Annotated in this window: 20 protein-coding genes; 13 read left to right on the plus strand and 7 right to left on the minus strand. The window is 72.7% G+C overall.

Annotation, left to right across the window (positions count from 1 at the left end; all coding sequences use genetic code 11):
• From AXW62_RS14235 to AXW62_RS14260, 6 genes are all read right to left on the minus strand, one after another.
• A partial coding sequence (locus AXW62_RS14235; RefSeq protein ID WP_060944852.1) for a nicotinate phosphoribosyltransferase occupies nt 1–1,193 on the minus strand: 1,193 nt, incomplete at its 3' end.
• Between the two features lie 95 nt (nt 1,194–1,288).
• A complete protein-coding gene (locus AXW62_RS14240) occupies nt 1,289–2,092 on the minus strand; it encodes a universal stress protein (RefSeq protein WP_063817585.1) in 804 nt (267 codons plus the stop codon).
• A gap of 17 nt (nt 2,093–2,109) precedes the next feature.
• Nucleotides 2,110–3,177 carry a zinc-dependent alcohol dehydrogenase family protein gene (locus AXW62_RS14245; RefSeq protein WP_060944854.1) on the minus strand — a complete coding sequence of 356 codons (1,068 nt, stop codon included), beginning with the start codon at nt 3,175–3,177 and terminating at the stop codon, nt 2,110–2,112.
• A 272-nt stretch (nt 3,178–3,449) separates the two neighbouring features.
• Nucleotides 3,450–4,304, minus strand: coding sequence for a universal stress protein (locus AXW62_RS14250; protein ID WP_060944855.1), 855 nt, complete (start codon nt 4,302–4,304; stop codon nt 3,450–3,452).
• Between the two features lie 831 nt (nt 4,305–5,135).
• Entirely contained in the window at nt 5,136–6,038 is a 903-nt protein-coding gene (locus AXW62_RS14255; protein ID WP_060944856.1) for a universal stress protein, read from the minus strand.
• Complete coding sequence (locus AXW62_RS14260) at nt 6,035–6,637, minus strand: CBS domain-containing protein (RefSeq protein WP_060944857.1); 603 nt, start codon at nt 6,635–6,637, stop codon at nt 6,035–6,037. Before AXW62_RS14260 ends, AXW62_RS14255 begins: the two co-directional genes overlap by 4 nt.
• 238 nt (nt 6,638–6,875) lie before the next feature.
• Here AXW62_RS14260 and AXW62_RS14265 point away from each other — a divergent pair, with 238 nt between their 5' ends.
• Nucleotides 6,876–7,754, plus strand: coding sequence for a universal stress protein (locus AXW62_RS14265; RefSeq protein WP_060944858.1), 879 nt, complete (start codon nt 6,876–6,878; stop codon nt 7,752–7,754).
• Nucleotides 7,755–8,146: 392 nt separating this feature from the next.
• Nucleotides 8,147–10,540, plus strand: coding sequence for a phosphoketolase family protein (locus AXW62_RS14270; protein WP_060944859.1), 2,394 nt, complete (start codon nt 8,147–8,149; stop codon nt 10,538–10,540).
• Between the two features lie 75 nt (nt 10,541–10,615).
• Here AXW62_RS14270 and AXW62_RS14275 read toward each other — a convergent pair whose 3' ends face one another.
• Complete coding sequence (locus AXW62_RS14275) at nt 10,616–11,887, minus strand: FAD-binding protein (RefSeq protein ID WP_060944860.1); 1,272 nt, start codon at nt 11,885–11,887, stop codon at nt 10,616–10,618.
• A 185-nt stretch (nt 11,888–12,072) separates the two neighbouring features.
• Here AXW62_RS14275 and AXW62_RS14280 point away from each other — a divergent pair, with 185 nt between their 5' ends.
• From AXW62_RS14280 to AXW62_RS14330, 11 genes are all read left to right on the plus strand, one after another.
• Nucleotides 12,073–12,915, plus strand: coding sequence for an MIP/aquaporin family protein (locus AXW62_RS14280; RefSeq protein ID WP_060944861.1), 843 nt, complete (start codon nt 12,073–12,075; stop codon nt 12,913–12,915).
• Nucleotides 12,916–12,994: 79 nt separating this feature from the next.
• Nucleotides 12,995–14,512 (plus strand): glycerol kinase GlpK, encoded by a 1,518-nt coding sequence (gene glpK / locus AXW62_RS14285; RefSeq protein WP_060944862.1) that lies wholly within the window; start codon nt 12,995–12,997, stop codon nt 14,510–14,512.
• A gap of 164 nt (nt 14,513–14,676) precedes the next feature.
• Nucleotides 14,677–15,822 (plus strand): glutathione-independent formaldehyde dehydrogenase, encoded by a 1,146-nt coding sequence (locus AXW62_RS14290; protein ID WP_060944870.1) that lies wholly within the window; start codon nt 14,677–14,679, stop codon nt 15,820–15,822.
• Between the two features lie 338 nt (nt 15,823–16,160).
• Nucleotides 16,161–16,694: a hypothetical protein gene (locus tag AXW62_RS14295; RefSeq protein ID WP_060944863.1), complete on the plus strand. Its 534-nt coding sequence runs from the start codon at nt 16,161–16,163 to the stop codon at nt 16,692–16,694.
• Entirely contained in the window at nt 16,687–17,745 is a 1,059-nt protein-coding gene (locus tag AXW62_RS14300; protein ID WP_060944864.1) for an SRPBCC family protein, read from the plus strand. The genes AXW62_RS14295 and AXW62_RS14300 overlap by 8 nt, the downstream gene beginning before the upstream one ends.
• A gap of 30 nt (nt 17,746–17,775) precedes the next feature.
• Nucleotides 17,776–18,219: a gas vesicle protein GvpJ gene (gene gvpJ / locus AXW62_RS14305; RefSeq protein ID WP_079105439.1), complete on the plus strand. Its 444-nt coding sequence runs from the start codon at nt 17,776–17,778 to the stop codon at nt 18,217–18,219.
• The gene (locus AXW62_RS14310; RefSeq protein ID WP_060944865.1) at nt 18,219–19,004 is read left to right on the plus strand and encodes a GvpL/GvpF family gas vesicle protein; all 786 of its coding nucleotides are present in this window, start codon (nt 18,219–18,221) and stop codon (nt 19,002–19,004) included. The genes gvpJ and AXW62_RS14310 overlap by 1 nt, the downstream gene beginning before the upstream one ends.
• Before the next feature lie 2 nt (nt 19,005–19,006).
• A complete protein-coding gene (locus tag AXW62_RS14315) occupies nt 19,007–19,258 on the plus strand; it encodes a gas vesicle protein GvpG (RefSeq protein WP_060944866.1) in 252 nt (83 codons plus the stop codon).
• Nucleotides 19,255–19,731, plus strand: coding sequence for a gas vesicle protein GvpO (gene gvpO, locus AXW62_RS14320; protein ID WP_252368604.1), 477 nt, complete (start codon nt 19,255–19,257; stop codon nt 19,729–19,731). Before AXW62_RS14315 ends, gvpO begins: the two co-directional genes overlap by 4 nt.
• Nucleotides 19,728–20,111 (plus strand): gas vesicle protein, encoded by a 384-nt coding sequence (locus AXW62_RS14325; RefSeq protein ID WP_060944868.1) that lies wholly within the window; start codon nt 19,728–19,730, stop codon nt 20,109–20,111. Before gvpO ends, AXW62_RS14325 begins: the two co-directional genes overlap by 4 nt.
• The coding region (locus AXW62_RS14330) for a GvpL/GvpF family gas vesicle protein (RefSeq protein WP_060944869.1) at nt 20,108–20,887 on the plus strand (780 nt) is incomplete at its 3' end. The genes AXW62_RS14325 and AXW62_RS14330, both read left to right, overlap by 4 nt.

A 20,887-nucleotide genomic window follows, 5' to 3' on the forward strand; every position in this document is an offset into this window, starting at 1 on the left:
CCGAACCGCCGCCGGGCGCGGTCGAGGGTGTCGGGCGCCGCGGTCCGCCGGCCCGCCCGCATCATGGTCTCCAGCAGCGGCGTCCCGCCGTGCGGCGGAAGCTCGTCCCGCTCGCCGATCACATCGGCGTAGCCGGGGCGGCGCCACACCTGCTTGGGGCCGGGGGCCGTGGCCTTGGCCGAGGACAGTTTCATCACCGGTTCCCCGTCGTAGGCGACCAGCTTGTACGCGGTGTCGAGGTAGGCGGCGTCCGCCGACACCCCCACCCGGGTGCCCACGGCGAAGACATCGATCGGCGCGCCCGAACGGATCAGCTCCTGCACGGCGTACTCGTCGAGCCCGCCGCTCGCCACGATCCGCACCTCCGGCAGCCCCGCCGCGTCGAGGATCGCCCGCGCCCGTACCGCCTCCTCGCCCAGGTCCCCGCTGTCCAGCCGGATCGCGCTGCTGGGCCCGGGACCCAGCTCGCGCAGCACCCGCGCCGCGGTGGCCACTCCGGCCGCCGTGTCATAGGTGTCCACCAGGAAGGTGACCGGGCCGGGATGGGTACGGGCGAAGGCGCGGAACGCGGTCTCCTCGTCCGGGAACGCCTCGATGTACGCATGCGCCATCGTCCCGGTGGCCTCGATCCCGTAGGCGTCGGCCGCCGCGACATTGCTGGTCGCCGCGAACCCGGTCAGCGCGCCCAGCCGTGCCGCCTGCAGCCCGGCCTGGGGGCCGTGGGTGCGGCGCAGCGAGAAGTCCACCACCGCACGCCCCTGCGCCGCGAGCACACAGCGGGCGGCCTTGGAGGCGACGGTGGTCTGATGGTTCAGCTGCCCCAGCAGATACGTCTCGACCAGCTGGGCCTGCGGCAGCGGGGCGGTCAGCTCCAGCAGCGGCTCCCCGGCCAGGACGACGCGCCCCTCGGGCACCGCCCGCACCTCGCCGTCGAAGCCGAGTCCCAGCAGGGGTTCGAGGTCCTCGTACGGGCGGTGCATCGCCGCGGCGAACGCCGCCACGTCCTCCGGCCCCACGCGGAAGCCGGACAGATAGTCCAGCGCCGGCTCCAGACCGGCGGCGACCAGGAAACCCCGCTCGGGCGGCAGCCGGCGGGCGTAGAGGTCGAACGTGGCCGGGGCGGTCATGCCCTCGCGCAGATACGACAGGGCCATCGTCGCCTCGTAGAGGTCGGTGGTCATCGCGTCCGACATCGTCGTCCTCGTCCTCCCTCGTCCTCCCTCGTCCTCCCTCGTCCTCCCTCGTCCTCCCTCCGGACGTCCGGAGGGCCCGCGCGTTCCGTCCCGGTTCAGCCGCACGGGACCACCGCCACCGGGCACGGGGCGTGGTGCACCGCCGCGTGGACCACCGAGCCCAGCTGGGGGACCGGGCCCGGCACGGTCTCCGCGCGGCCCAGCACCAGCAGCCCGGAGCCCGGCACGGCGTGCACCACCCCGAGCGGCGCCCGCTCCGCGGAGAGGGTCTCCGCCACCGGCACCCCGGGGTACTTCTCCCGCCACGGCCGCAGCGCCTCGCCGAGCGCGTCCGCCTCCTCGTCCTGCGGACCGCTCGCGCCCGCGTGCACGGCGCGCAGTGCGCCACCACGCCGGGCGGCGGCGTCGAAGGCGAACCGCAGCGGCTCCTCGTCCGGCTCCGGCAGGGACACCCCGACGGCCACATCGGCGGTCAGCGGGCTGTCGTCGGCATGCACCATGATCACCGGCCGTTCCCCGTGCGCCAGGACGTGGCGGCCGGTCGAACCGAGGAGGAAGCCGCCGGGGGTGCCGCGCCCCCGCGATCCGAGCACCAGCATCTCGGCGTCCCGGGCCGCGGCCAGCAGCGCGGGCACGGGGGCCTGGGGCACCAGCTCGGCGGTGACCCGCAACCCCGGATAGGCATCGTGCAATTCGCCCACCAGGTCGGTCAGCAGCCGCTGCGCCCAGTGGTCGGGGGCGTCCTCGTGGGGGAGCGTCCGGGCCGCGGGCGACAGCGGGGGCCAGGCGTGGACCAGACGCAGCCGCAGATCGCGCAGCAGGGCCTCGCGCGCCGCCCAGTGCGCGGCCCGCGGGCTCTCGGGGAAACCGTCGACGCCGACGGTGATGGACGCCGGCATGCGCGCCACCTCCGCGTTCACTTCTCCCGGGTCACCAGCGGACGGGCGGCCTCACCGAGCGCGATCTTGAGCGCACCGGTGTCGGCCGCGCGGGCGAAGATGTCGTACGCCTCCTCCATCTGGTCCAGCTCGAAGAGATGGGTGATCAGCGTGGAGGCGGGCAGCCGCCCGGCGGTCAGCAAGGAGAGCAGGGTGGGCGTGGAATAGGCGTCGACCAGCCCGGTGGTGATCGTCACGTTCTTCATCCACAGCTCCTCGAGGTGGAGCCGTGCGGGCCGGGAGTGCACCCCGACGTTGGCGACCCTGCCGCCCGGCCGCACCATGCGGGTACAGCTCTCGAAGCTCCGCGGGCTCCCCACCGCCTCGATCACCACATCGGCGCCGAGCCCCTCGGTGAGGTCGTCCACCAGCCGCTCCGGGTCCTCGGCGGAATCCGCCACCGCGTCGGCACCGACCCGCTTGGCGGCGTCCAGCCGGGCCGCGTCCGGATCGATGGCGATGATCCGGCCGGGGGAGTAGAACTGCGCGGTGGCGATCGAGGCCAGCCCGATGGGACCGGCGCCCACCACCACGACCGTGTCGCCCGGCCCCACCCGGCCGTTGAGGACGCCCACCTCGTAGGCGGTGGGGAAGACGTCCGACAGCAGCACGGCGTCATGGCCCTCGGCCGAGCCCGTCAGCGGGTGCGTGGACAGATCGGCGAAGGGCACCCGGACGTACTCGGCCTGGGTGCCGTCGACCGTGTGGCCCAGGATCCAGCCCCCGCCGCCCCGGCACTGTCCGTAGGCGCGCTCCCGGCAGAACCGGCAGTGGCCGCAGGCCGAGATGCACGAGATCAGCACCCGGTCACCGGGGCGGACCCCGCGGACATCGGCGCCGGTCTCGACAACCTCGCCGACCCCCTCGTGGCCGAGCACCCTGCCGGGAGTCACCTCGGGCAGTTCGCCGCGGAGGATGTGCAGATCGGTGCCGCAGATGGTCACGGTGCCGATCCGGACGATCGCGTCGGTGGGGGCCTCGAGCTCGGGGTCGGGCACTTCCTGCCAGGCGGACTGCCCCGGCCCGTGGAAGACGAGTGCTTTCATGGCCGTTTTCCCTTACTTGCTCCGGTTGTCTTCAGCTTCGTCTGCGGTCCTGTTCCGCTGCGGTCCTGTTCACCTGCTGTCTGTTTCCCTTGCGGTCCTGTTCCTCTGCGGTCTGTTTCCGCTGCGGTCCTGTTCCGCTGCTGTGCGCTCCGTTCCTGGTCGTTCCGGCCGTTCCCGGCGGTTGGTCGCTGCCGTTCATCGCCGCCGTCGTACGTCGCCGCCGTTCGCTGCCGTTCGTCGCCGATGGGCCGTCGTCGCACGCTCCCGAGGGCTTATCGCTGGGGCACTACCGCGACCGGACAGGCGGCGTGGTGCGCCACGGCCTGGGTGACTGGCCCCAGCCGGGGGCCGAACCCGACATGGCGCGGGCCGCGGCCCACGACCATCAGCGCCGTCCCCGCCGCCGCACCCACCAGCCGCCGGGCCGGGCTGTCCGACGCGATCTCCTCGAAGATGCGCACCCCGGGGAACTTGTTCCGCCACGGCGCCAACACCTCGCCCAGCGCGTGCTCCGCCTCCTTGCGGGCGTCGCTCAGCCCCACGTCCACCACCCAGGGGGCGTCGCCCCGGATGGCGGGGACCCGGCTGGCGTACACGGCCCGCAGTACGCCGTCGCGCCGGACCGCGGCGTCGAAGGCGAACTCCAGGATGTCGCCGCCCGGCTCGCCCGGCTCCACCCCGACCACCACATCGCCGTGCCGGTCCTCGTGTCCGTCCGCCCGCACCAGCACCACGGGGTTCACCGCGCGGGCGGCGAGCTCCAGGCCGACGGAGCCGAGGAAGAAACCGGCGACCGCGCCGATCGAGCGGGACCCCACCACCAGCAGCTGGGCGCGCTCCGCCTCGGCCAGCAGAACGGGCGCCGGCTGCCCGGGGATCTGGTCGGTGAGGATCGTCACGTCCGGGTGGTCGGCGTCCAGCTCGGCACGCGCCGAGCGCAGCGCGCGTTCGGCCCAGTAGTGCCAGGCGGCCTCCCGGCCCGGGGTCAGGTCCATCTGATCGGGCCCCGGCCACGCGTTCACCAGCCGCAGCGGCGCCTCGCGCGAACGGGCCTCGTGCGCCGCCCAGCCGGCGGCGGCCAAACTCTCGGGCGAACCGTCCAGGCCGACGGTGACGGGACGCGCCATCGCTGCCTCCTTCCCGGCAGGAGCCACTCGGCGGCTCGTTCACTTCACCTCCGGGGAGTGCAGCCGCTGACCGCCGGCGGCCGGCCGTATCCGGCCTCGCCACCACCCCGCGGCAGCCACGGCGACCGCGGCGCCCACGGCCCGCGGTGCTTCCCGGACGACGACGGCGGCGGCGTGCCGGAATCTCCGGCCCACCCCGGCCGCCGCCGGGAAGGGCCCAGCCGGAGGGGCGCCGGGGGCGCCCGCTTCTCGCGGGCCCTGATTGCGCGGTGCGCGGTACTCGGACGTCCGCTTCTCCGCGTCTGCCGGATGCCCCCGGTGCCACTTCCAGCGGACCATGACCGGGCCGCCGCCGACAGGGCCGACCGGTCCCGGGGTGGGCCCCGGTATCAGGTCAACCGGCCCTTTCCGGCGCTTGGGGGTGGCGGTGTCCCCAGGCGTCCTGGCGCTTGGGGTGGCGGGGTCTGCTGGTGTTCTGGCGTTTGGGGTGGCGGGGTCCGTTGGTGTTCTGGTGTTTGGGGTGGTGGGGCTTGCTGGTGTTCTGGTGTTTGGGGTGGCGGGGTCCGTTGGTGTTCTGGTGTTTGGGGTGGCGGGGTCTGCTGGCGTCCTGGTGCTTGGGGTGGCGGGGTCTGCTGGTGTCCCGGCGCCTGGGGTGACGGGGCCCACCGGCTTTCCCCGGCGCCCAGGGCCCGACCTGTCGGACACCGGCCCCTTCAAGGGGCCTCGTCCCTCCCGTCCTCGCCTCCGGCGGACTCGGAGCGCGGGGCCGACCGGGCAACGCGGCGACCGCGGGAGCGTCGCCGGTCCACCGGACCGCGCCCACCGGCCGGTCTATTCGACCGGGACCAGCACCACCGGGCAGTGCGCATGGTGCAGCACCGCATGGGTGACCGGGCCGAGCTGCATGCCCAGCCTGGCCGGGCGCCGCTGTACGGCGACCACCAGAACGTCCGCCGCCCGCGACGCCTCCACCAGCGCCTGCGCCGGGGTGCTGGTGGAGGTGTGCTCCCGCACCCGCACCTGGCCGAACTCCTCGCGCAGGGCGGCCACCACGCCGTAGGCCACCGTCTGCTCCCGCTCGGCGCGCAGCGCCCCCACCTCCCGCGCGGGCAGGGTGTGATCGCCCGTGAAGACCCGCGGCCGCGCCCAGGCGTAGAGCACCCGCAGCCGCGCCCGGCGCCGGACCGCCTCCTCGAAGGCGAACCGGGCCGCCGCCCCGTCCGCGCCGCTCTCCAGCCCGACCAGCACCTTGCCGTGGCCCTCGGGCCCGTACGCCGCTGGTGGCCCGCCGCGCACCACCAGCAGCGGGCGCCGGGTGTGGGCGGCCAGCCGCAGCCCGACCGAGCCGAGCAGCAGCCCGGTGAATCCGCCCAGCCCCCGGCTGCCGATGACGATCAGGGCGGCGTCCGCGCCGATCCGCAGCAGCTCGGGCACCGCGTCCTCCGCCGTCAGCGTGGGCACGATCCGCAGCCCCGGCTCCCGCTCCTGGGCCCGTGCCACGGCCAGTCGGAGCACGGTCCTGGCGATCTCCACCGGGGGCCGCCGCGGTTCGTTGTCCGGGTCGAAGGCGAGCGGGTCGGTGCGGGCCCACGGCCAGGCGTGCACGATCTCCAGCGTGGCGGCACGGCGCCGGGCCTCGGCGATCGCGAGGTCCAGCGCGGCCCGGGCGCTGTCGGAGCCGTCCAGGCCCACCACCACCCGCCCGTTCCGCACCGGCTTGGCCGGATGGGTCATCGCCGCGCACCTCCCCGGCCGACGGAGTCGTCGATCCGGTAGGTGAGCCGGTTCACGACGGCGACCACGCCGTCCACCTGTCCGGCCATCCGGACCGCGATGGGGATCTCGCTGTGCCGGTCCAGCTGCCCCTCCAGCCGCACGATGCCGTCGGTCACGGTGACCGCGACGGACTGCGGGCCGATCCACAGCGAGCGGACCAGCACCTCGTCGATCACCTCGTCGCGGATCTCGTCGTCCGGGCGGAGGAAGATCCGCAGCAGATCCCGGCGGGTGACGATGCCGATCAGCCGGTCCTCCTCATCGACGACGGGAAGCCGCTCGACGCGATGGCGGTCCATCGCGCGGGCCGCGTCCACGATGCTGTCCTGGGGGCGCACGGTGACCGCGGGCCGTGACATCAGCTGTCCGGCCGTCGGGGCGGGCCGGCTGAGATCGGTCCCGGTGACCACGCCGACCACCTTGTCGTCCTCGTCCACCACCGGCAGCCCGTTGATGCGGTGCCGGGAGAGCAGCGCGTCGATCTCGTCGAACGAGGCCCCGGACCTCACCCGTACGACGTCGTCGGTCATCACGTTGCCGATTTTGCGATGCTTCATCCTGCCTCCCCGGTCCGGTCCCAGCTTCGGACGGCGTCCCGGCCGTCCTCTTGGGCTGCCCGGGGTCCGCTCGGGACCGTTCGGCCCGCAGGGATGCCCTGGGCCGAACGACCCCCGGCGGGGCCGAAGCGCCCCTCGCGTCCGGTCCCGCACGGCGAGGAGGGTGTAAGGCGTCGGGACGGCGCGGGCCTCAGCGGGCCTCGGCGCGGGCACACCGCGCGGAAGGTGGTGGGAAAAGGTGGAGCTTCCCTTGGTGGTGGGCGTCGACGGATCGCACCACAGCCTTCAGGCGGTGGACTGGGCGGTGGACGAGGCGGCCCGGTACGGTGTGCCGCTGCGGCTCGTCCACGCCTCCCTGTGGGAGCGGTACGAGGGCATCGCACCCGCCGGCGGCCCCGAGCGCCCCTGGGAGCAGGCCAGGGCCGAGGAGATCGTCGCCTCCGCCGCGGAGCGCGCCCACCGGTACCGACCCGATGTGAAGATCTCCGCCGAGGTCCTGCCGGAGGACCCGGCCGCCGCGCTGCTGCGCGCGGGTCTGGACGCGTCGGGCCTGGTCACCGGCTCCCGCGGGCGGGGCGAACTGGCCGGGCTGCTCCTCGGCTCGGTCGGTCTCGCGGTCGCCGCCCGCGCCTCGTGCCCGGTGACCCTCGTACGCGGCGGGGAGCCCAACCGGCGTGGCGCCTTCGGCCGGATCGTGCTCGGCGTGCGCGGGGCGGCCGGTCCGTCGGCCGCGACCCGGTTCGCCTTCCGCGAGGCCGCGGCGCGCGGCAGCGTGCTGGAGGCTGTACGGGCGTGGCGCTGCCCGGCCGGGGAGATGACGGATGATCTGCTGATGAACGGGGACCCGGTCCGTGCCCACTGGGCACGGGCGGAGCGGACGCTGGACAACGCCCTGCGGACCCCCCGACGGGACCACCCCGAGGTCACCGTCCACGGCGAGACGGCCGAGGGAACGGCCCGCAAGGCGCTTCTCCACGCGGCGGCCACCGCCGATCTGCTGGTCCTCGGCGCCCGCCGCGGCCACGGTCACACTGTCGGGCTCCAGCTCGGCCGCATCGCCCACGCGGCCCTGCACCACGCGCCCTGCCCGGTGGTGATCGTGCCGGAACGGGTCTGAACGGCCGGCGGCGCACCCAGCGGGCACATGGCAGGGCGCATGACAGGAGGTCAGGAACGGGGCCGCAGCACCGGCCCACGACCAGGGACCGGGAGCCAGAGCGCAGCACCAGGCCCACGACCGGACACCACGAGCGGGGGCGCATCACCGGGCACACGGCGGACACCACGCGCCGGGGCGCAACACCGGGCGCGGGGTAGGAGACCACGAGCGAGGGCCTCTCACCGGGCACATGACAGCACATAACGGGAGAGCACCGAGCAGGGTACGCAACCGGGCATTCCGGGGAAGCCGGGTACCCCCGGAAGCCGGACATCGCAGCGAAGCCGGATCGCAAGAAAACCGGACATCGCAGGGAAGCCGGACATCACAGGGAAGAGGGAGAGAAGTCCATGCCAGACGCACCGACCACGACGGGCTCGCCGGGGAGCGGGCTCGCCGACGACCGGATCCGCGCCCTGGACGCCCACTGGCGCGCCGCCAACTACCTCGCGGCGGGCCAGATCTATCTGCTGGCCAATCCGCTGCTGACCGAGCCGCTGCGCCCGGATCACATCAAGCCCCGGCTGCTGGGCCACTGGGGCACCTCACCGGGACTCAACCTCGTCCACACCCACCTGGGCCGCGTCATCAAGGAGCGCGACCTGGACGCCATCTGCGTCTGGGGCCCCGGGCACGGCGGTCCCGCGGTGGTCGCCGGATCCTGGCTGGACGGCAGCTACTCCGAGGTCTACCCGGATGTCAGCCGGGACGCGGCGGGCATGGCCCGGCTCTTCCGGCAGTTCTCCTTCCCCGGCGGAGTGCCCAGCCATGTCGCCCCCGAGACGCCCGGCTCCATCCATGAGGGCGGCGAGCTGGGCTACTCCCTCGCCCACGCCTACGGGGCCGCACTGGACAACCCGGGACTGCTGGTCGCCTGCGTCATCGGCGACGGCGAGGCCGAGACCGGGCCGCTGGCCGGTTCCTGGCACGCCAACAAGTTCCTGGACCCCGTCCACGACGGCGCCGTCCTGCCGATCCTCCACCTCAACGGCTACAAGATCGCCAACCCCACGGTGCTCGCCCGGCTGCCCCGGCCCGAGCTGGACGAGCTGCTGCGGGGATACGGCCATGAGCCGATCCACGTCGCCGGGGACGAACCGTTCGAGGTGCACCGGGCCATGGCGCACGCCTTGGACCAGGCACTGGACCGGATCGCCCTGCTCCAGCGCACCGCCCGCGAGGAGGGCATCGCCCAGCGGCCGCGCTGGCCGGTGATCGTGCTCCGTACGCCCAAGGGCTGGACCGGCCCCGAGGAGGTCGACGGGCTCCCGGTGGAGGGCACCTGGCGCGCCCACCAGGTCCCCCTGCCGGGTGTCCGGGAGAACCCCGAGCACCTGCGGCAGCTGGAGCGCTGGCTGCGGTCGTACCGTCCCGAGGAGCTGTTCGACGGCGACGGGCGGCCCAGGCCGCACGTCCTGGCGGAGGTGCCGGAGGGCGACCGCCGGCTGGGCGCCAATCCGCACGCCAACGGCGGGTTGCTGCTGCGCTCGCTGCCGCTGCCCGGTCTGGAGCGGTACGCGGTCCCGGTGGACAAGCCCGGTGTGACCCTGCACGAGCCGACCCGGGTCCTCGGCGGGCTGCTGGCGAAGGTCATGGAGGACACCGACACCCGTCGTGACTTCCGGGTCGTCGGCCCGGACGAGACCGCCTCCAACCGGCTGGAGGCCCTCTACCAGGCCACCGGTAAGGCGTGGCAGGAGGCCACCCTCCCCACCGACGAGCACCTCGGGCGGCACGGCCGGGTCATGGAGGTCCTCTCCGAGCACCTCTGCCAGGGCTGGCTGGAGGGCTATCTGCTGACCGGACGGCACGGCCTCTTCTCCTGCTACGAGGCGTTCGTGCACATCGTCGACTCCATGGTCAACCAGCACATCAAATGGCTGAAGACCTCCCGTTCACTGCCCTGGCGGCGCCCCGTGGCCTCCCTCAACTACCTGCTGACCTCGCATGTGTGGCGCCAGGACCACAACGGCTTCTCGCACCAGGACCCCGGGTTCGTCGACCACGTGCTCAACAAGAGTCCCGAAGTGGTGCGCGTCTACCTGCCGCCGGACGCCAACACCCTGCTCTGCGTGGCCGACCACATCCTGCGCACCCGCGACTACGTCAATGTCGTCGTCGCGGGCAAACAGCCCTGTTTCGACTGGCTCGACCTGGACCAGGCGCGGGCCCACTGCGCCCGCGGCGCCGGGATTTGGGACTGGGCCGGTACCGAGACCGGCGCGCGGGAGCCGGACGTGGTGCTGGCCGCCGCGGGCGACGTGCCCACCCAGGAGGTCCTCGCGGCCGCCGGGATCCTGCGACGCCACCTGCCCGACGTGGCTGTGCGCGTGGTCAACGTCGTCGACATGACCCGGCTGCTGCCGAAGGAGGAGCACCCGCACGGGATGACGGAGCACGAGTTCGATGCCCTGTTCACCCGCGACCGGCCGGTCATCTTCGCGTACCACGGCTACCCGTGGCTGGTGCACCGGCTGTCCTACCGCCGGGCCGTCCACCCGCACCTCCATGTGCGCGGTTACAAGGAGGCGGGCACCACCACCACGCCGTTCGACATGGTGGTCCGCAACGACCTGGACCGCTACCGGCTGGTCATGGACGTCATCGACCGGACCCCGGGGCTCGCGGTGCGCGCCGCGGCCGTACGGCAGCGGATGCAGGATGCCCGCACCCGCCACCACGCCTGGATCCGCGAGCACGGCACCGATCTGCCCGAGGTCGCCGAATGGTCCTGGGCCGGCTGAGCACCAGCCGGAGTCGCTCCCACCCGGGCGGACCGCCGGGGCCGCGCTACCCCGGGCGGACCGCTGGGGCCGCTCTCACCCGGTGGGGAAGTAGCCCTCCAGATAGGCGTTGCGGAACTTCCCCGCCGGGTCGTGCCCGGCCAGCAGCCGGGCGAAGTCGGCGGCTCGGTCGTAAGAGGAGAGGATCCGCTCCGGCGTGGCCGACGTCAGCTTGCCCCAGTGCGGCCGCGCCCCCAGCGGCAGCAGCTCCTCCTCCATGGCGGCCACCACCTCCATCACCGCCTCGTGGTCGGGCAGCCAGGTGAAGTGGAAGGCGACGCTGTCCCGGCCGTACGCGGGGCTCAGCCACAGCTCGTCCGCCGCGACCGTGCGGACCTCGGACACCTGCACCACGGGCGCGATCCGCTCGCCCAGACCGCGCAGCGCCGCGAAGGCCGCCGAGGCCGCCTCGCACGGCAGCAGCAGCTCCGACTGCAACTCGTCCCCGTTGCTCGGGGTGAAGTCCGGGCGGAAGTGCGGCAGCCGCTCATGCCACGGCCCCGGCGCGCCCAGCTGCTCGGTGCAGTGCAGCGGGGGCATCGCGGGTACCGGGTGGTGGTGGCGGTCGGCCGGGCGGGCCCCCAGCCACGGCTCCTCCGGCGCCGGGGGACCGGGCAGATCGGTGCGGCACTTCAGCCACACCACGCCCTCGCCCGAGCGCCAGTCGGTGAAGACGCTGACGCTGTAGGCGGCGCCGAAGATCTCCTCGAAGCTGTCGTCCAGCCGGTCCAGCGGAAGCCCGGTCCACACCCACTGGGCCACGTCGTAGGCGGGCTCGATGTCCAGCGTCATGGCGGTGACGACGCCCAGTCCGCCGAGCCCGACCACGGCGCCGTTCAGCCGGTCCGGGTCGTCGTCCCGGGTGATCCGGGTCAGCTCGCCCCCGGGGCCGACGATCTCCAGTCCGGCGACGGCCGCCGCCAGGCAGCGCTGGGTGCTCCCCGAGCCGTGGGTGGCGGTGGCGCAGGCCCCCGCGACCGTGATGTGCGGCAGTGAGGCGAGGTTGGCCAGCGCGAAACCCTCCGCGTGCAGGGCCTGGGCCACCTGGGCGTAGCGCATGCCCGCCGCGACGGTCGCCGTGCGCTTCCCCGGGTCGATCTCCACCCGGTGCGGGAGCCGGTCCAGGCTCACCAGATCGCCGTCGGTGTCGGCGATGCGGTTGAAGGAGTGCCCCGTGCCCAGCACCCGTACCCGGTCGGCGGAGCCGACGATGCGCCGCAGTTCGTCGGCGGTGTCCGGGTGGTGCAGCCGGGCGGCGGAGAAGGTGATGTTCCCGGCCCAGTTCGTCGGGGCTCCGGTGGTCGGCATCGGTGTCGTCCTGTTTCCGCTGGGGGGTGAGGGGTGGTGTTGCCGGACGGTGATGGCGAGGGTGATGTTGTCATGACCTTGGTACCGGGCGACACCCCGGTCCGTACAGACCCGGATCCGCCGCCCGTGCCCCGGACGGCGGACCAGGACGGGCCGCCGCGCCGCCGCGCGACCACGATGGGCCCATGACCGCCCCGAACCGAAACCATGCGAGGCCGGCACTGCTCGGCGAGCTCTGCGCGGAGTTCGCGGGGACCATGGTGCTGATCCTGTTCGGCTGCGGTGTCGTGGCCCAGGTCGTGGCCGGGGGCGCCCTCACCAAGCCCCCGGGCGGGCTCGGCGCGCACGACTCCATCGCCTGGGCGTGGGGGCTGGGCGTCACCTTCGGCGTGTATGTGTCGGCGCGGCTCAGCGGGGCCCATATCAACCCGGCGGTCACCCTCGCCCTGGCGACCTTCAGGGACTTCCCCTGGCGCAAGGTCCTGCCGTACACCGTGGCCCAGACGCTCGGCGCGTTCATCGGTGCCCTGCTGGTGCGCTGGAACTACACCGAGGCGCTGGCGCACGCCGATCCGGGGCACACCGTCAAGACCCAGTTCGTCTTCTCCACGCTGCCCGGCAACGGCGTGCTGCCGGTGAGCGAATGGGGCGCGCTGCGCGACCAGATCATCGGCACCGCGATCCTGATGTTGCTCATCTTCGCCGTCACCGACGTGCTGAACGACCCCCCGAAGGCCAATCTGGGCCCCTTCATCATCGGCCTGATCGTGGTCGCCATCGGCATGGCGTGGGGAGGCGACGCCGGATACGCCATCAACCCGGCCCGTGACTTCGGCCCCCGGCTCGCGAGCTTCCTCACCGGCTACCACGGTGCCTGGCGGGACCAGTACGGGAACTTCTACTTCTGGGTGCCGATCGTGGGCCCGCTCGTCGGCGGGCTCGTCGGAGCCGCCCTGTACAAGGTCCTGATCAGCCGCTACCTCCCGGTGCCCGGACCGGAGGTGGGCCGCGTTCCCCCTCCCGAGTAGCCGGTCCGGGCTCGCTCCGGGCAGCCGGTCCGGGCCCGTCCCCGAGATCCGCGCCGGACCCACCACGAGAGGCGGCAACATGCCGGAATTCGTCGGTGCGGTGGACCAGGGAACCACCAGCACCCGCTTCATGATCTTCGACCACGACGGTGACGAGGTGGCGCGGTACCAGCTGGAGCACCGCCAGATCCTGCCGCGCGCCGGCTGGGTCGAGCACGACCCGGTGGAGATCTACGAGCGCACCAACTCGGTGATGCAGAACGCCCTCCGCGCGGGCGGGATCTCCTCCGCCGACCTGGCCGCGATCGGCATCACCAATCAGCGCGAGACCACGGTGATCTGGGATCCGCGCGACGGCAGTCCGTACTACAACGCCATCGTCTGGCAGGACACCCGCACCGATGCCATCGCGGCCGCCCTCGAACGGGAGGGCCATGGCGAGGTCATCCGCCGCAAGGCGGGGCTGCCGCCGGCCACCTACTTCTCGGCCGGCAAGATCAAGTGGATTCTGGAGAACGTCGACGGCGTCCGCGAGGCCGCCGAACGCGGCCACGCCCTCTTCGGCAACACGGACGCCTGGGTGCTGTGGAACCTCACCGGCGGCCCCGGCGCCGGTATCCACGCCACCGATGTCACCAACGCCAGCCGCACCATGCTGATGAACCTGGAGACGCTGGACTGGGACGACGAACTGCTGGAGATCTTCGGCATCCCGCGGGCCATGCTGCCGACGATCAGCCCCTCCTCCCATCCCGAGGCGTACGGCCGGGCCCGCACCTCCCGTCCGCTGCGCACCGCCACCCCCATCACGGGTGTCCTCGGCGATCAGCAGGCGGCCACGGTCGGCCAGGTCTGCTTCGCCCCCGGTGAGGCCAAGAACACCTACGGCACCGGTAACTTCCTGCTGCTCAACACCGGACGGGAGCTGATCCGCTCGTCCAGCGGGCTGCTCACGACCGTGGCCTACCAGTTCGGTGACGACGCTCCGGTCTACGCCCTGGAGGGTTCGATCGCCGTCACCGGCTCGGCCGTCCAGTGGCTGCGCGACCAGATGAAGATGATCGACGACGCCGCCGGGAGCGAACGGCTCGCCCGCACCGTCGAGGACAGCGGCGGGGTGTACTTCGTGCCCGCGTTCTCCGGGCTCTTCGCCCCGTACTGGCGCTCCGACGCCCGGGGCGCGATCGTCGGCCTCACCCGCTTCAACACCAACGGCCACCTGGCCCGCGCCACCCTGGAGGCCATCTGTTACCAGAGCCGGGACGTGGTGGAGGCCATGGAGCGGGACGCCGGAATCCACCTGGACGTGCTGCGCGTGGACGGCGGGGTGACCGAGAACGAGCTGTGCATGCAGATCCAGGCCGATGTGCTGGGTGTGCCGGTCAGCCGCCCCGTGGTCGCCGAGACCACGGCCCTGGGCGCCGCCTACGCCGCGGGGCTGGCCACGGGGTTCTGGCGGGACACCGATGAGCTGCGCGCCCACTGGAGCGAGTCCCGGCGCTGGGAGCCCCGGTGGGACGAGGAGGCCCGGGAGCGGGGTTACGCGGGCTGGAAGAAGGCCGTCCAGCGCACCCTGGACTGGGTCGCGGTCGACTGAGCGGTCGGCTGAGCGGTCGGCTGACGGGCCCGTCGGCGGTCCGCTTGCGCCGGGCGTTCGACGGCGGTTCGCTGGAAGTACCCGGTGGTGGCCGAGACACCCTGGGACCACGGCCTGTCCGCCACCACCGCCGCTCGTCAGCGACCGACGCGGAGGTGATCCAGGTGAAAGCCGTCGTCTATGAAAAGCCCTACTCGGTGACCGTCAGGGACGTCGACGAGCCCCAGATCGAGCATCCGAACGATGTGATCGTGCGCGTCACGTCCAGCGCGATCTGCGGCTCGGACCTGCACATGTACGAGGGCCGTACGGCGGCCGAGCCCGGCATCGTCTTCGGCCACGAGAACCTCGGCGTCGTCGAGGAGACCGGTTCCGGTGTCGTCTCGCTGTCCAAGGGCGACCGCGTGGTCATGCCGTTCAACGTGGCCTGCGGATTCTGCAAGAACTGCCTCGCGGGCGACACCGGATTCTGTCTCACCGTCAACCCCGGCTTCGCGGGCGGCGCCTACGGCTACGTGGCGATGGGCCCCTACCCGGGCGGGCAGGCCGAGCGGATGCGGGTCCCCTTCTCCGATTTCAACTGCCTGAAGCTGCCCCCGGGAGAGGAGTTCGAGACCGACTTCATCCTGCTCGCCGACATCTTCCCGACCGGCTATCACGGCTGTGAGCTGGCCGAGGTCTCCCCGGGCGAGAGCGTGGTCGTCTACGGCGCGGGACCGGTGGGGCTGATGGCCGCCTACTCCGCGATGCTGCGCGGCGCCGCCACGGTGTTCGTGGTGGACCGGGTCCCCGAGCGGCTGGACAAGGCCCGGGAGATCGGCGCCGTCCCGATCGACTTCACCCAGGGCGACCCGGTGGCACAGATCAAGGACCGCACCGGCGGCGAGGGCACCGACAAGGGCATCGACGCGGTGGGTTACCAGGCCCAGGCGCACGACGCCGGTCATGAGGAGCCCGCGCTCGTGCTCAACTCGCTGGTCGACACGGTGCGGGCGACCGGACGGCTCGGGGTGCCGGGGCTGTACGTCCCCTCCGACCCCGGCGCCGTCGATGAGCACGCCAAACGCGGTCAGCTGCTGGTCTCCATCGGCCGGATGTTCGAGAAGGGGCAGCGGATGGGCACGGGCCAGTGCAACGTCAAGCGCTACAACCGCCAGCTGCGCGACCTGATCATCGCGGGGCGGGCCAAGCCGAGTTTCGTGGTCTCCCATGAACTCCCGTTGGACCGGGCGCCGCAGGCGTACGAGAAGTTCGACAAGCGGGTGGAGGGCTACACCAAGGTGGTACTGCATCCGGCGCTGGCGGCCTGACGGACCCTCGTCCCCGGTCTCCGAGGTCTCGCCGTACGAGGACTCGGTCCGCGAGGTCTCGCCGTACGGAGCCCCGGTCCGCGAGGTCTCGCCGTACGGAGCCCCGGTCCGCGAGGTCTCGCCGTACGGAGCCCCGGTCCGCGAGGTCTCGCCGTACGGAGCCCCGGTCCGTGACGTCTCGCCGTACGGAGTCCCGGTGCCCGAGACCTCGGTCCAGAGGGAGTCCCGTTCCCCCGAAGGTATCGGCCCCTCGGGTCACTGAATAGGGTGAAATGCACCATACTTGGTTATGTGTGACGAAACGACTCCCTCGTTCGCCGCCGGGAGGAGAAGCGATCATGAAGAACTGCCGGGTGATGCTGGCCTTCGTCAGCGGTTATCTCTTCGGGCGCGGCCATAAGGGCACCTTGGTCCTCGCCCTCGCCGGTCTCGCCGCGGGGAAACGCCTCGCCTCCGGTATCAGTCCGCCGGGCGTCGAGCAGCTGAAGTCCTCCGAACTCGGCAGGCTCGGCCAGGACATCGGCAGCCGCCTGGTGTCCGCGGGCCGGGAGGCGGCCATGTCGGCGGCCAGTAACCGCATCGACGCCCTGAGCGACCAGCTGGAGCGGCGCGCCGCGTCGCTGCGCACCGGCGGTGCCGGGGACCGGACACCGGAAGCGGAGGAGCACGGGGAACCGGAGGAACCGGAAGAGGGCGAGGAGCCGGAAGAACACGAGGAGCACGAGCGCGGGAGTGCCGCACGCTCCCGTGAGGGCGGGTCGCGCGAGCGCGCCGGACAGCAGCGCAGACCGGCCGACCGTCCGGCGCAGACCCGGAAGCGGACGGTTCCGAAGGGGACGCGCGGCGATGCAAGGGGTGAGGGCCATGGCTGAGGAACTCCACAAGGGCCGGACCGGCGGACTCGCCGCGGAACTGCCCACCGACCGCCTGCTGAAGGAAGCGCAGGGACTGCTGATCGCGCTGGGCGAAAGGGCCCTGCAATCGGTCACCCACCTGGGAGACAACCCCGGTCACGGCGGTCTCGGGGGAGCGCTGAAGCCCCTGAAGGGCGGGCTGGGCCAGATCAAGGAGCAGGTCCAGGACACGGTCGTCGACAAGGCCAAGGAACAGGTGAAGGAGCAGGTCAAGGGCAAGTTCGTGGACAAGGCCAAGAGCCTGATCCCGGGCCTCGGCGGCGGGGGCGACGGCGGAGGCGGCGGCAAGGGCGGGAAGAAGATCAAGGTCACCAACATCGTGGAGCAGATCGATGTGGGTGCGCCGCTCTCCCTCACCTACAACCTCTGGACGGAGTGGGAGAACTTCCCCTCGTACATGAAGAAGGTCGAGGCCGTCCGGAACGAGGACGAGGACGGCAACGGGACCGAGTCCGAATGGAAGGCTCAGGTGTTCTGGTCGCACCGCAAGTGGCGGGCAGAGGTCATCGAGCAGGTGCCCGACAAGCGGATCATCTGGAAGTCGCGGGCCGACAAGGGCCATGTCGACGGCACGATCACCTTCCATGAACTGGCCCCCGAGCTGACCCGCATCCTGTTCGTCCTGGAGTACTGGCCGCAGGGGTTCATGGAGCGCACCGGCAACCTCTGGCGCGCCCAGGGCCGCCGGGTGCGGCTGGAGCTGAAGCACTTCCGCCGCCATCTCATGCGCGAGGTGCTGGTCAACCCCGACGAGGTCGTGGGCTGGCGCGGCACGGTGCACGACGGTGAGGTCGTGGAGGAGGAAGAAGAGGAGGGGCGGGAGCCCGAGGAGGGCGAGGAGCCCGAGGAGGAAGAGCCGGAGGAGCGCGAGGAATACCAGGAGGGCGAGGAGCCCGAGGAGCCCGAGGAGCCCGAGGAGCCCGAGGAGTACGAGGAGGGCGAGGAGCCCGGGGATGAATACGAAGAGGACGAGGACGAGGAGCCCGTGCGGCGGCGGGCGCGCCGCTGACGGATCCCGCCCCCGGAACGGGTGAGCGCGGTGACCGTAGCACGCCAGCAGCAGAGCCAGTATCTGGACCGGGCGAGCTCCAGCGCCCTGGTCGACGTGGTCGACCTCATCCTGGACAAGGGCCTGGTCATCGACGTGTATGTGCGGGTGTCCCTGGTGGGCATCGAGATCCTGACCATCGACGCCCGTATCGTCGTCGCCAGCGTGGACACGTATCTGCGGTTCGCGGAGGCGACCAACCGGCTCGACATCGCCCGCAGCGGTACCGAGACCCACGGTCTGCCCGGCCTCATGGACCAGATCCAGGAGAGCGGCGGCAAGAAGAAGACCAAGGGTGCTCTGGAGGGCGTCAAGGAATCCGTTTCGGATCTGCTCCAGGGCGATGACGAGGAGGACCGGGAACCCGAGGCCGAGGAGCGGACGAGGCCCCGGCGCACCAGGGGTTCCACCAGCCACAGGGAGCGCGAGCGGTGATGGCCGAGGACGGACGTGCCTGCTATGTCTACGGGGTCGTCACGGACGACCGGACCGATGAGTCGGTCAAGGACCTGCCCGCGGTCGGGGATCCGGAGGCCCCGGTGACCCTGGTCCGCCACGGCGGCCAGGCCGCCGTGGTGAGCGAGGTGCCCACCGGCAAACCGCTGGGCACCCCCGACGACCTGCGCACCCACGCCAGGGTGCTGGACACCCTGGCCGCGCAGTCCGCACCGGTGCTGCCGTTCCGTTTCGGCACCGTGGTGCGCGACATCACCGCGGTCACCGACGAGTTGCTGACCGAGGGGCACGACGACTTCGCCCGTGGCTTCGAGCGGCTCCAGGGCTGTGCGCAGTTCACCGTGCGGGCCCGGTACGAACAGGACGCGGTGCTGCGCGAGGTGGTTCTGGAACAGCCGGAGGCCGCGCGGCTCCGCGAGGAGCTGCGGGGGCTGCCGGAGGAGGCGGGTTACGACCAGCGGATCCAGCTCGGCCGGCTGGTCATGGACAGCATCGCCGCCAAGCGGAGCGTGGACGCGCTGGAACTCGGCCGCCGGCTGGGGCCGTACGCGCTGGCCTCGGTGTCGGAGGAGCCGTCCTCCGCCGAAGGGCTGGTCAACGCCTCGTTCCTGGTGGAGGACGGCAGGCGGCAGGCGTTCGAGGAGGCGGCCGAGGAACTCGCCGAGCACTGGCACGGCCGGGTCCGGATGCGCCTGCTCGGCCCGCTGGCGCCGTACGACTTCGTGGCCGACGCACTGCGCGAGGGCAAGGAAGGCGATGAGTAGCCATGGGAGTGTTCACCGGACTGGTCACGCTGCCGCTGGCCCCGGTGCGCGGTGTGGTCTGGATCGCCGAGCGGATCCACGACGAGGCCCACCGGCAGCTGTACGACCCCGAGGTGATCAAGGAGCGGCTGCAGGAGGTCGCGGAGGCGCGGGACAGCGGCGAACTCAGCGAGGAGGAGGCGGCCCGGGAAGAGGACGAGCTGGTCCGCAGGCTGATGTCCCAGGGGCCGCCCGGCGGGGGCATGGAGGTGTGAGCGTGCCCCGCGAGGAGCGGCGGCCCGACCGGCCCGAGGAGCGGCGGCCCGACCGGCCCGAGGAGCGGCCGCGCGAGGACCGCCACCGGGAGGAGCCCTCCCGCGAGGACCGGCCCCGCACCCGGCCCGGTACCGAACGGGACCGACGCGAGCCCCCCGACGAGCCGGACCGGCGCGAGCGCGGCCATGAGCGGGAGCGGCCCCGGCGCGCCGCCCTGGGCGCCCGCGGGGCCGCCCGCAGCGCGGCGCGCCAGGTGGCGCAGCTGACCGGGCGGGACCCGGAAGGCGTGACCTCGCTGGAGCGCCGGGAGGGCGGCTGGGTCGTCGGCATCGAGGTCGCGGAGACGCACCGGATACCGGACTCCACCGACATCCTCGCCGAGTACCGCGTCGAACTGGACGACGACGGCGAACTCGTCACCTACCGCCGCGCCGAGCGCTACTACCGAGGCAGGGCGGAGAACCGGACATGAGCCAGAGCTCCGACTGGAACGTGCCGGCCCGGCGGGCCGGTGCCGCGCCCGAACCCGCCCGCCGGAGCGCCGAGCCCTCCAGCCTGGCCGACATCCTGGAACGGGTGCTGGACAAGGGCATCGTCATCGCCGGCGACATCCAGATCAACCTGCTGGACATCGAACTGCTGACGATCAAGATCCGGCTGCTGGTCGCCTCCGTGGACCGGGCCAAGGAGATGGGCATCGACTGGTGGGAGCACGACCCCACGCTCTCCTCCCACGCCCGGGACGCCCTGGAGGAGAACGAACGACTGCGGCGGCGCGTCGGCGAGCTGGAGGACGGCCACGGCGCGCGGCGGGAGGAGGAGCGCGACGTGGAGCGGGAGGACGAACGGTGACCGAGACCCTCGCCACCTGGCTGTACGCGGTGACGGCCGACCCCGGGGGCGGCACGGCGCCGCACGGGCTGACCGGTGTGGCGGACGAGCCGGTGCGCCTGGTCCAGAGCGCGGGGCTGGCCGCCGTGGTGGGCTCCGTACCGCTGACGGACTTCGACGAGAACGCGCTGCGCGACCATCTGGAGGACCTGGAATGGCTGGAGCGCACCGCCCGCGCCCACCACCGGGTGATCAACGGCGTGGCCCGCCACGGCCAGGTCATCCCGCTGCGCTTCGCCACGCTCTACCACGACGACGACCGGGTCCGGGCGATGCTCCGGGAGCGCCGGGACGACTTCACGGCCACGCTGCGGCGGGTGGCGGGCCGCACCGAATGGGGCGTCAAGGCGTATGTCGACCCCAGGTCCTTCCTGCCCGACCCGGAGGAGCGCGACGGCGGCGACCAGAGTCCGGGGACCGCCTATCTGCTGCGCCGGCGGGCCCAGCGGCAGGACCAGGAGACCGCGCATCTGCGGGCGACCGAGCGGGCGGAGGAGATCCACGCCTCCCTCGCCGCGCTCGCGGTGGCGACGGCCGCGCATCCGCCGCAGGACGCCGCGCTGGCCGCGTACGAGGGGTGGATGGTGCTGAACAACTCCTATCTGGTGCCCGACGAACGCACGGAGGAGTTCACCCGGACGGTGACCGCTCTGCGGGAGCGCCACCCCGCCGTCACCCTGGAGCTCAGCGGCCCGTGGCCGCCGTACTCCTTCACCGCTCCGCCGAAGCCGGCGGGG

The organism is Streptomyces hygroscopicus subsp. hygroscopicus (genome assembly GCF_001553455.1).
GTDB lineage: Bacteria > Actinomycetota > Actinomycetes > Streptomycetales > Streptomycetaceae > Streptomyces > Streptomyces hygroscopicus.

Excerpts from the sequence above, each read along its gene's own strand:
- AXW62_RS14240 (WP_063817585.1), bottom strand. The coding sequence starts at position 2,092 with ATGCCGGCGTCCATCACCGTCGGCGTCGACGGTTTCCCCGAGAGCCCG.
- AXW62_RS14245 (WP_060944854.1), bottom strand. The coding sequence starts at position 3,177 with ATGAAAGCACTCGTCTTCCACGGGCCGGGGCAGTCCGCCTGGCAGGAA.
- AXW62_RS14250 (WP_060944855.1), bottom strand. The coding sequence starts at position 4,304 with ATGGCGCGTCCCGTCACCGTCGGCCTGGACGGTTCGCCCGAGAGTTTG.
- AXW62_RS14255 (WP_060944856.1), bottom strand. The coding sequence starts at position 6,038 with ATGACCCATCCGGCCAAGCCGGTGCGGAACGGGCGGGTGGTGGTGGGC.
- AXW62_RS14260 (WP_060944857.1), bottom strand. The coding sequence starts at position 6,637 with ATGAAGCATCGCAAAATCGGCAACGTGATGACCGACGACGTCGTACGG.
- AXW62_RS14270 (WP_060944859.1), top strand. The coding sequence starts at position 8,147 with ATGCCAGACGCACCGACCACGACGGGCTCGCCGGGGAGCGGGCTCGCC.
- AXW62_RS14275 (WP_060944860.1), bottom strand. The coding sequence starts at position 11,887 with ATGCCGACCACCGGAGCCCCGACGAACTGGGCCGGGAACATCACCTTC.
- AXW62_RS14280 (WP_060944861.1), top strand. The coding sequence starts at position 12,073 with ATGACCGCCCCGAACCGAAACCATGCGAGGCCGGCACTGCTCGGCGAG.
- glpK (WP_060944862.1), top strand. The coding sequence starts at position 12,995 with ATGCCGGAATTCGTCGGTGCGGTGGACCAGGGAACCACCAGCACCCGC.
- AXW62_RS14295 (WP_060944863.1), top strand. The coding sequence starts at position 16,161 with ATGAAGAACTGCCGGGTGATGCTGGCCTTCGTCAGCGGTTATCTCTTC.
- AXW62_RS14300 (WP_060944864.1), top strand. The coding sequence starts at position 16,687 with ATGGCTGAGGAACTCCACAAGGGCCGGACCGGCGGACTCGCCGCGGAA.
- AXW62_RS14310 (WP_060944865.1), top strand. The coding sequence starts at position 18,219 with ATGGCCGAGGACGGACGTGCCTGCTATGTCTACGGGGTCGTCACGGAC.
- AXW62_RS14315 (WP_060944866.1), top strand. The coding sequence starts at position 19,007 with ATGGGAGTGTTCACCGGACTGGTCACGCTGCCGCTGGCCCCGGTGCGC.
- AXW62_RS14325 (WP_060944868.1), top strand. The coding sequence starts at position 19,728 with ATGAGCCAGAGCTCCGACTGGAACGTGCCGGCCCGGCGGGCCGGTGCC.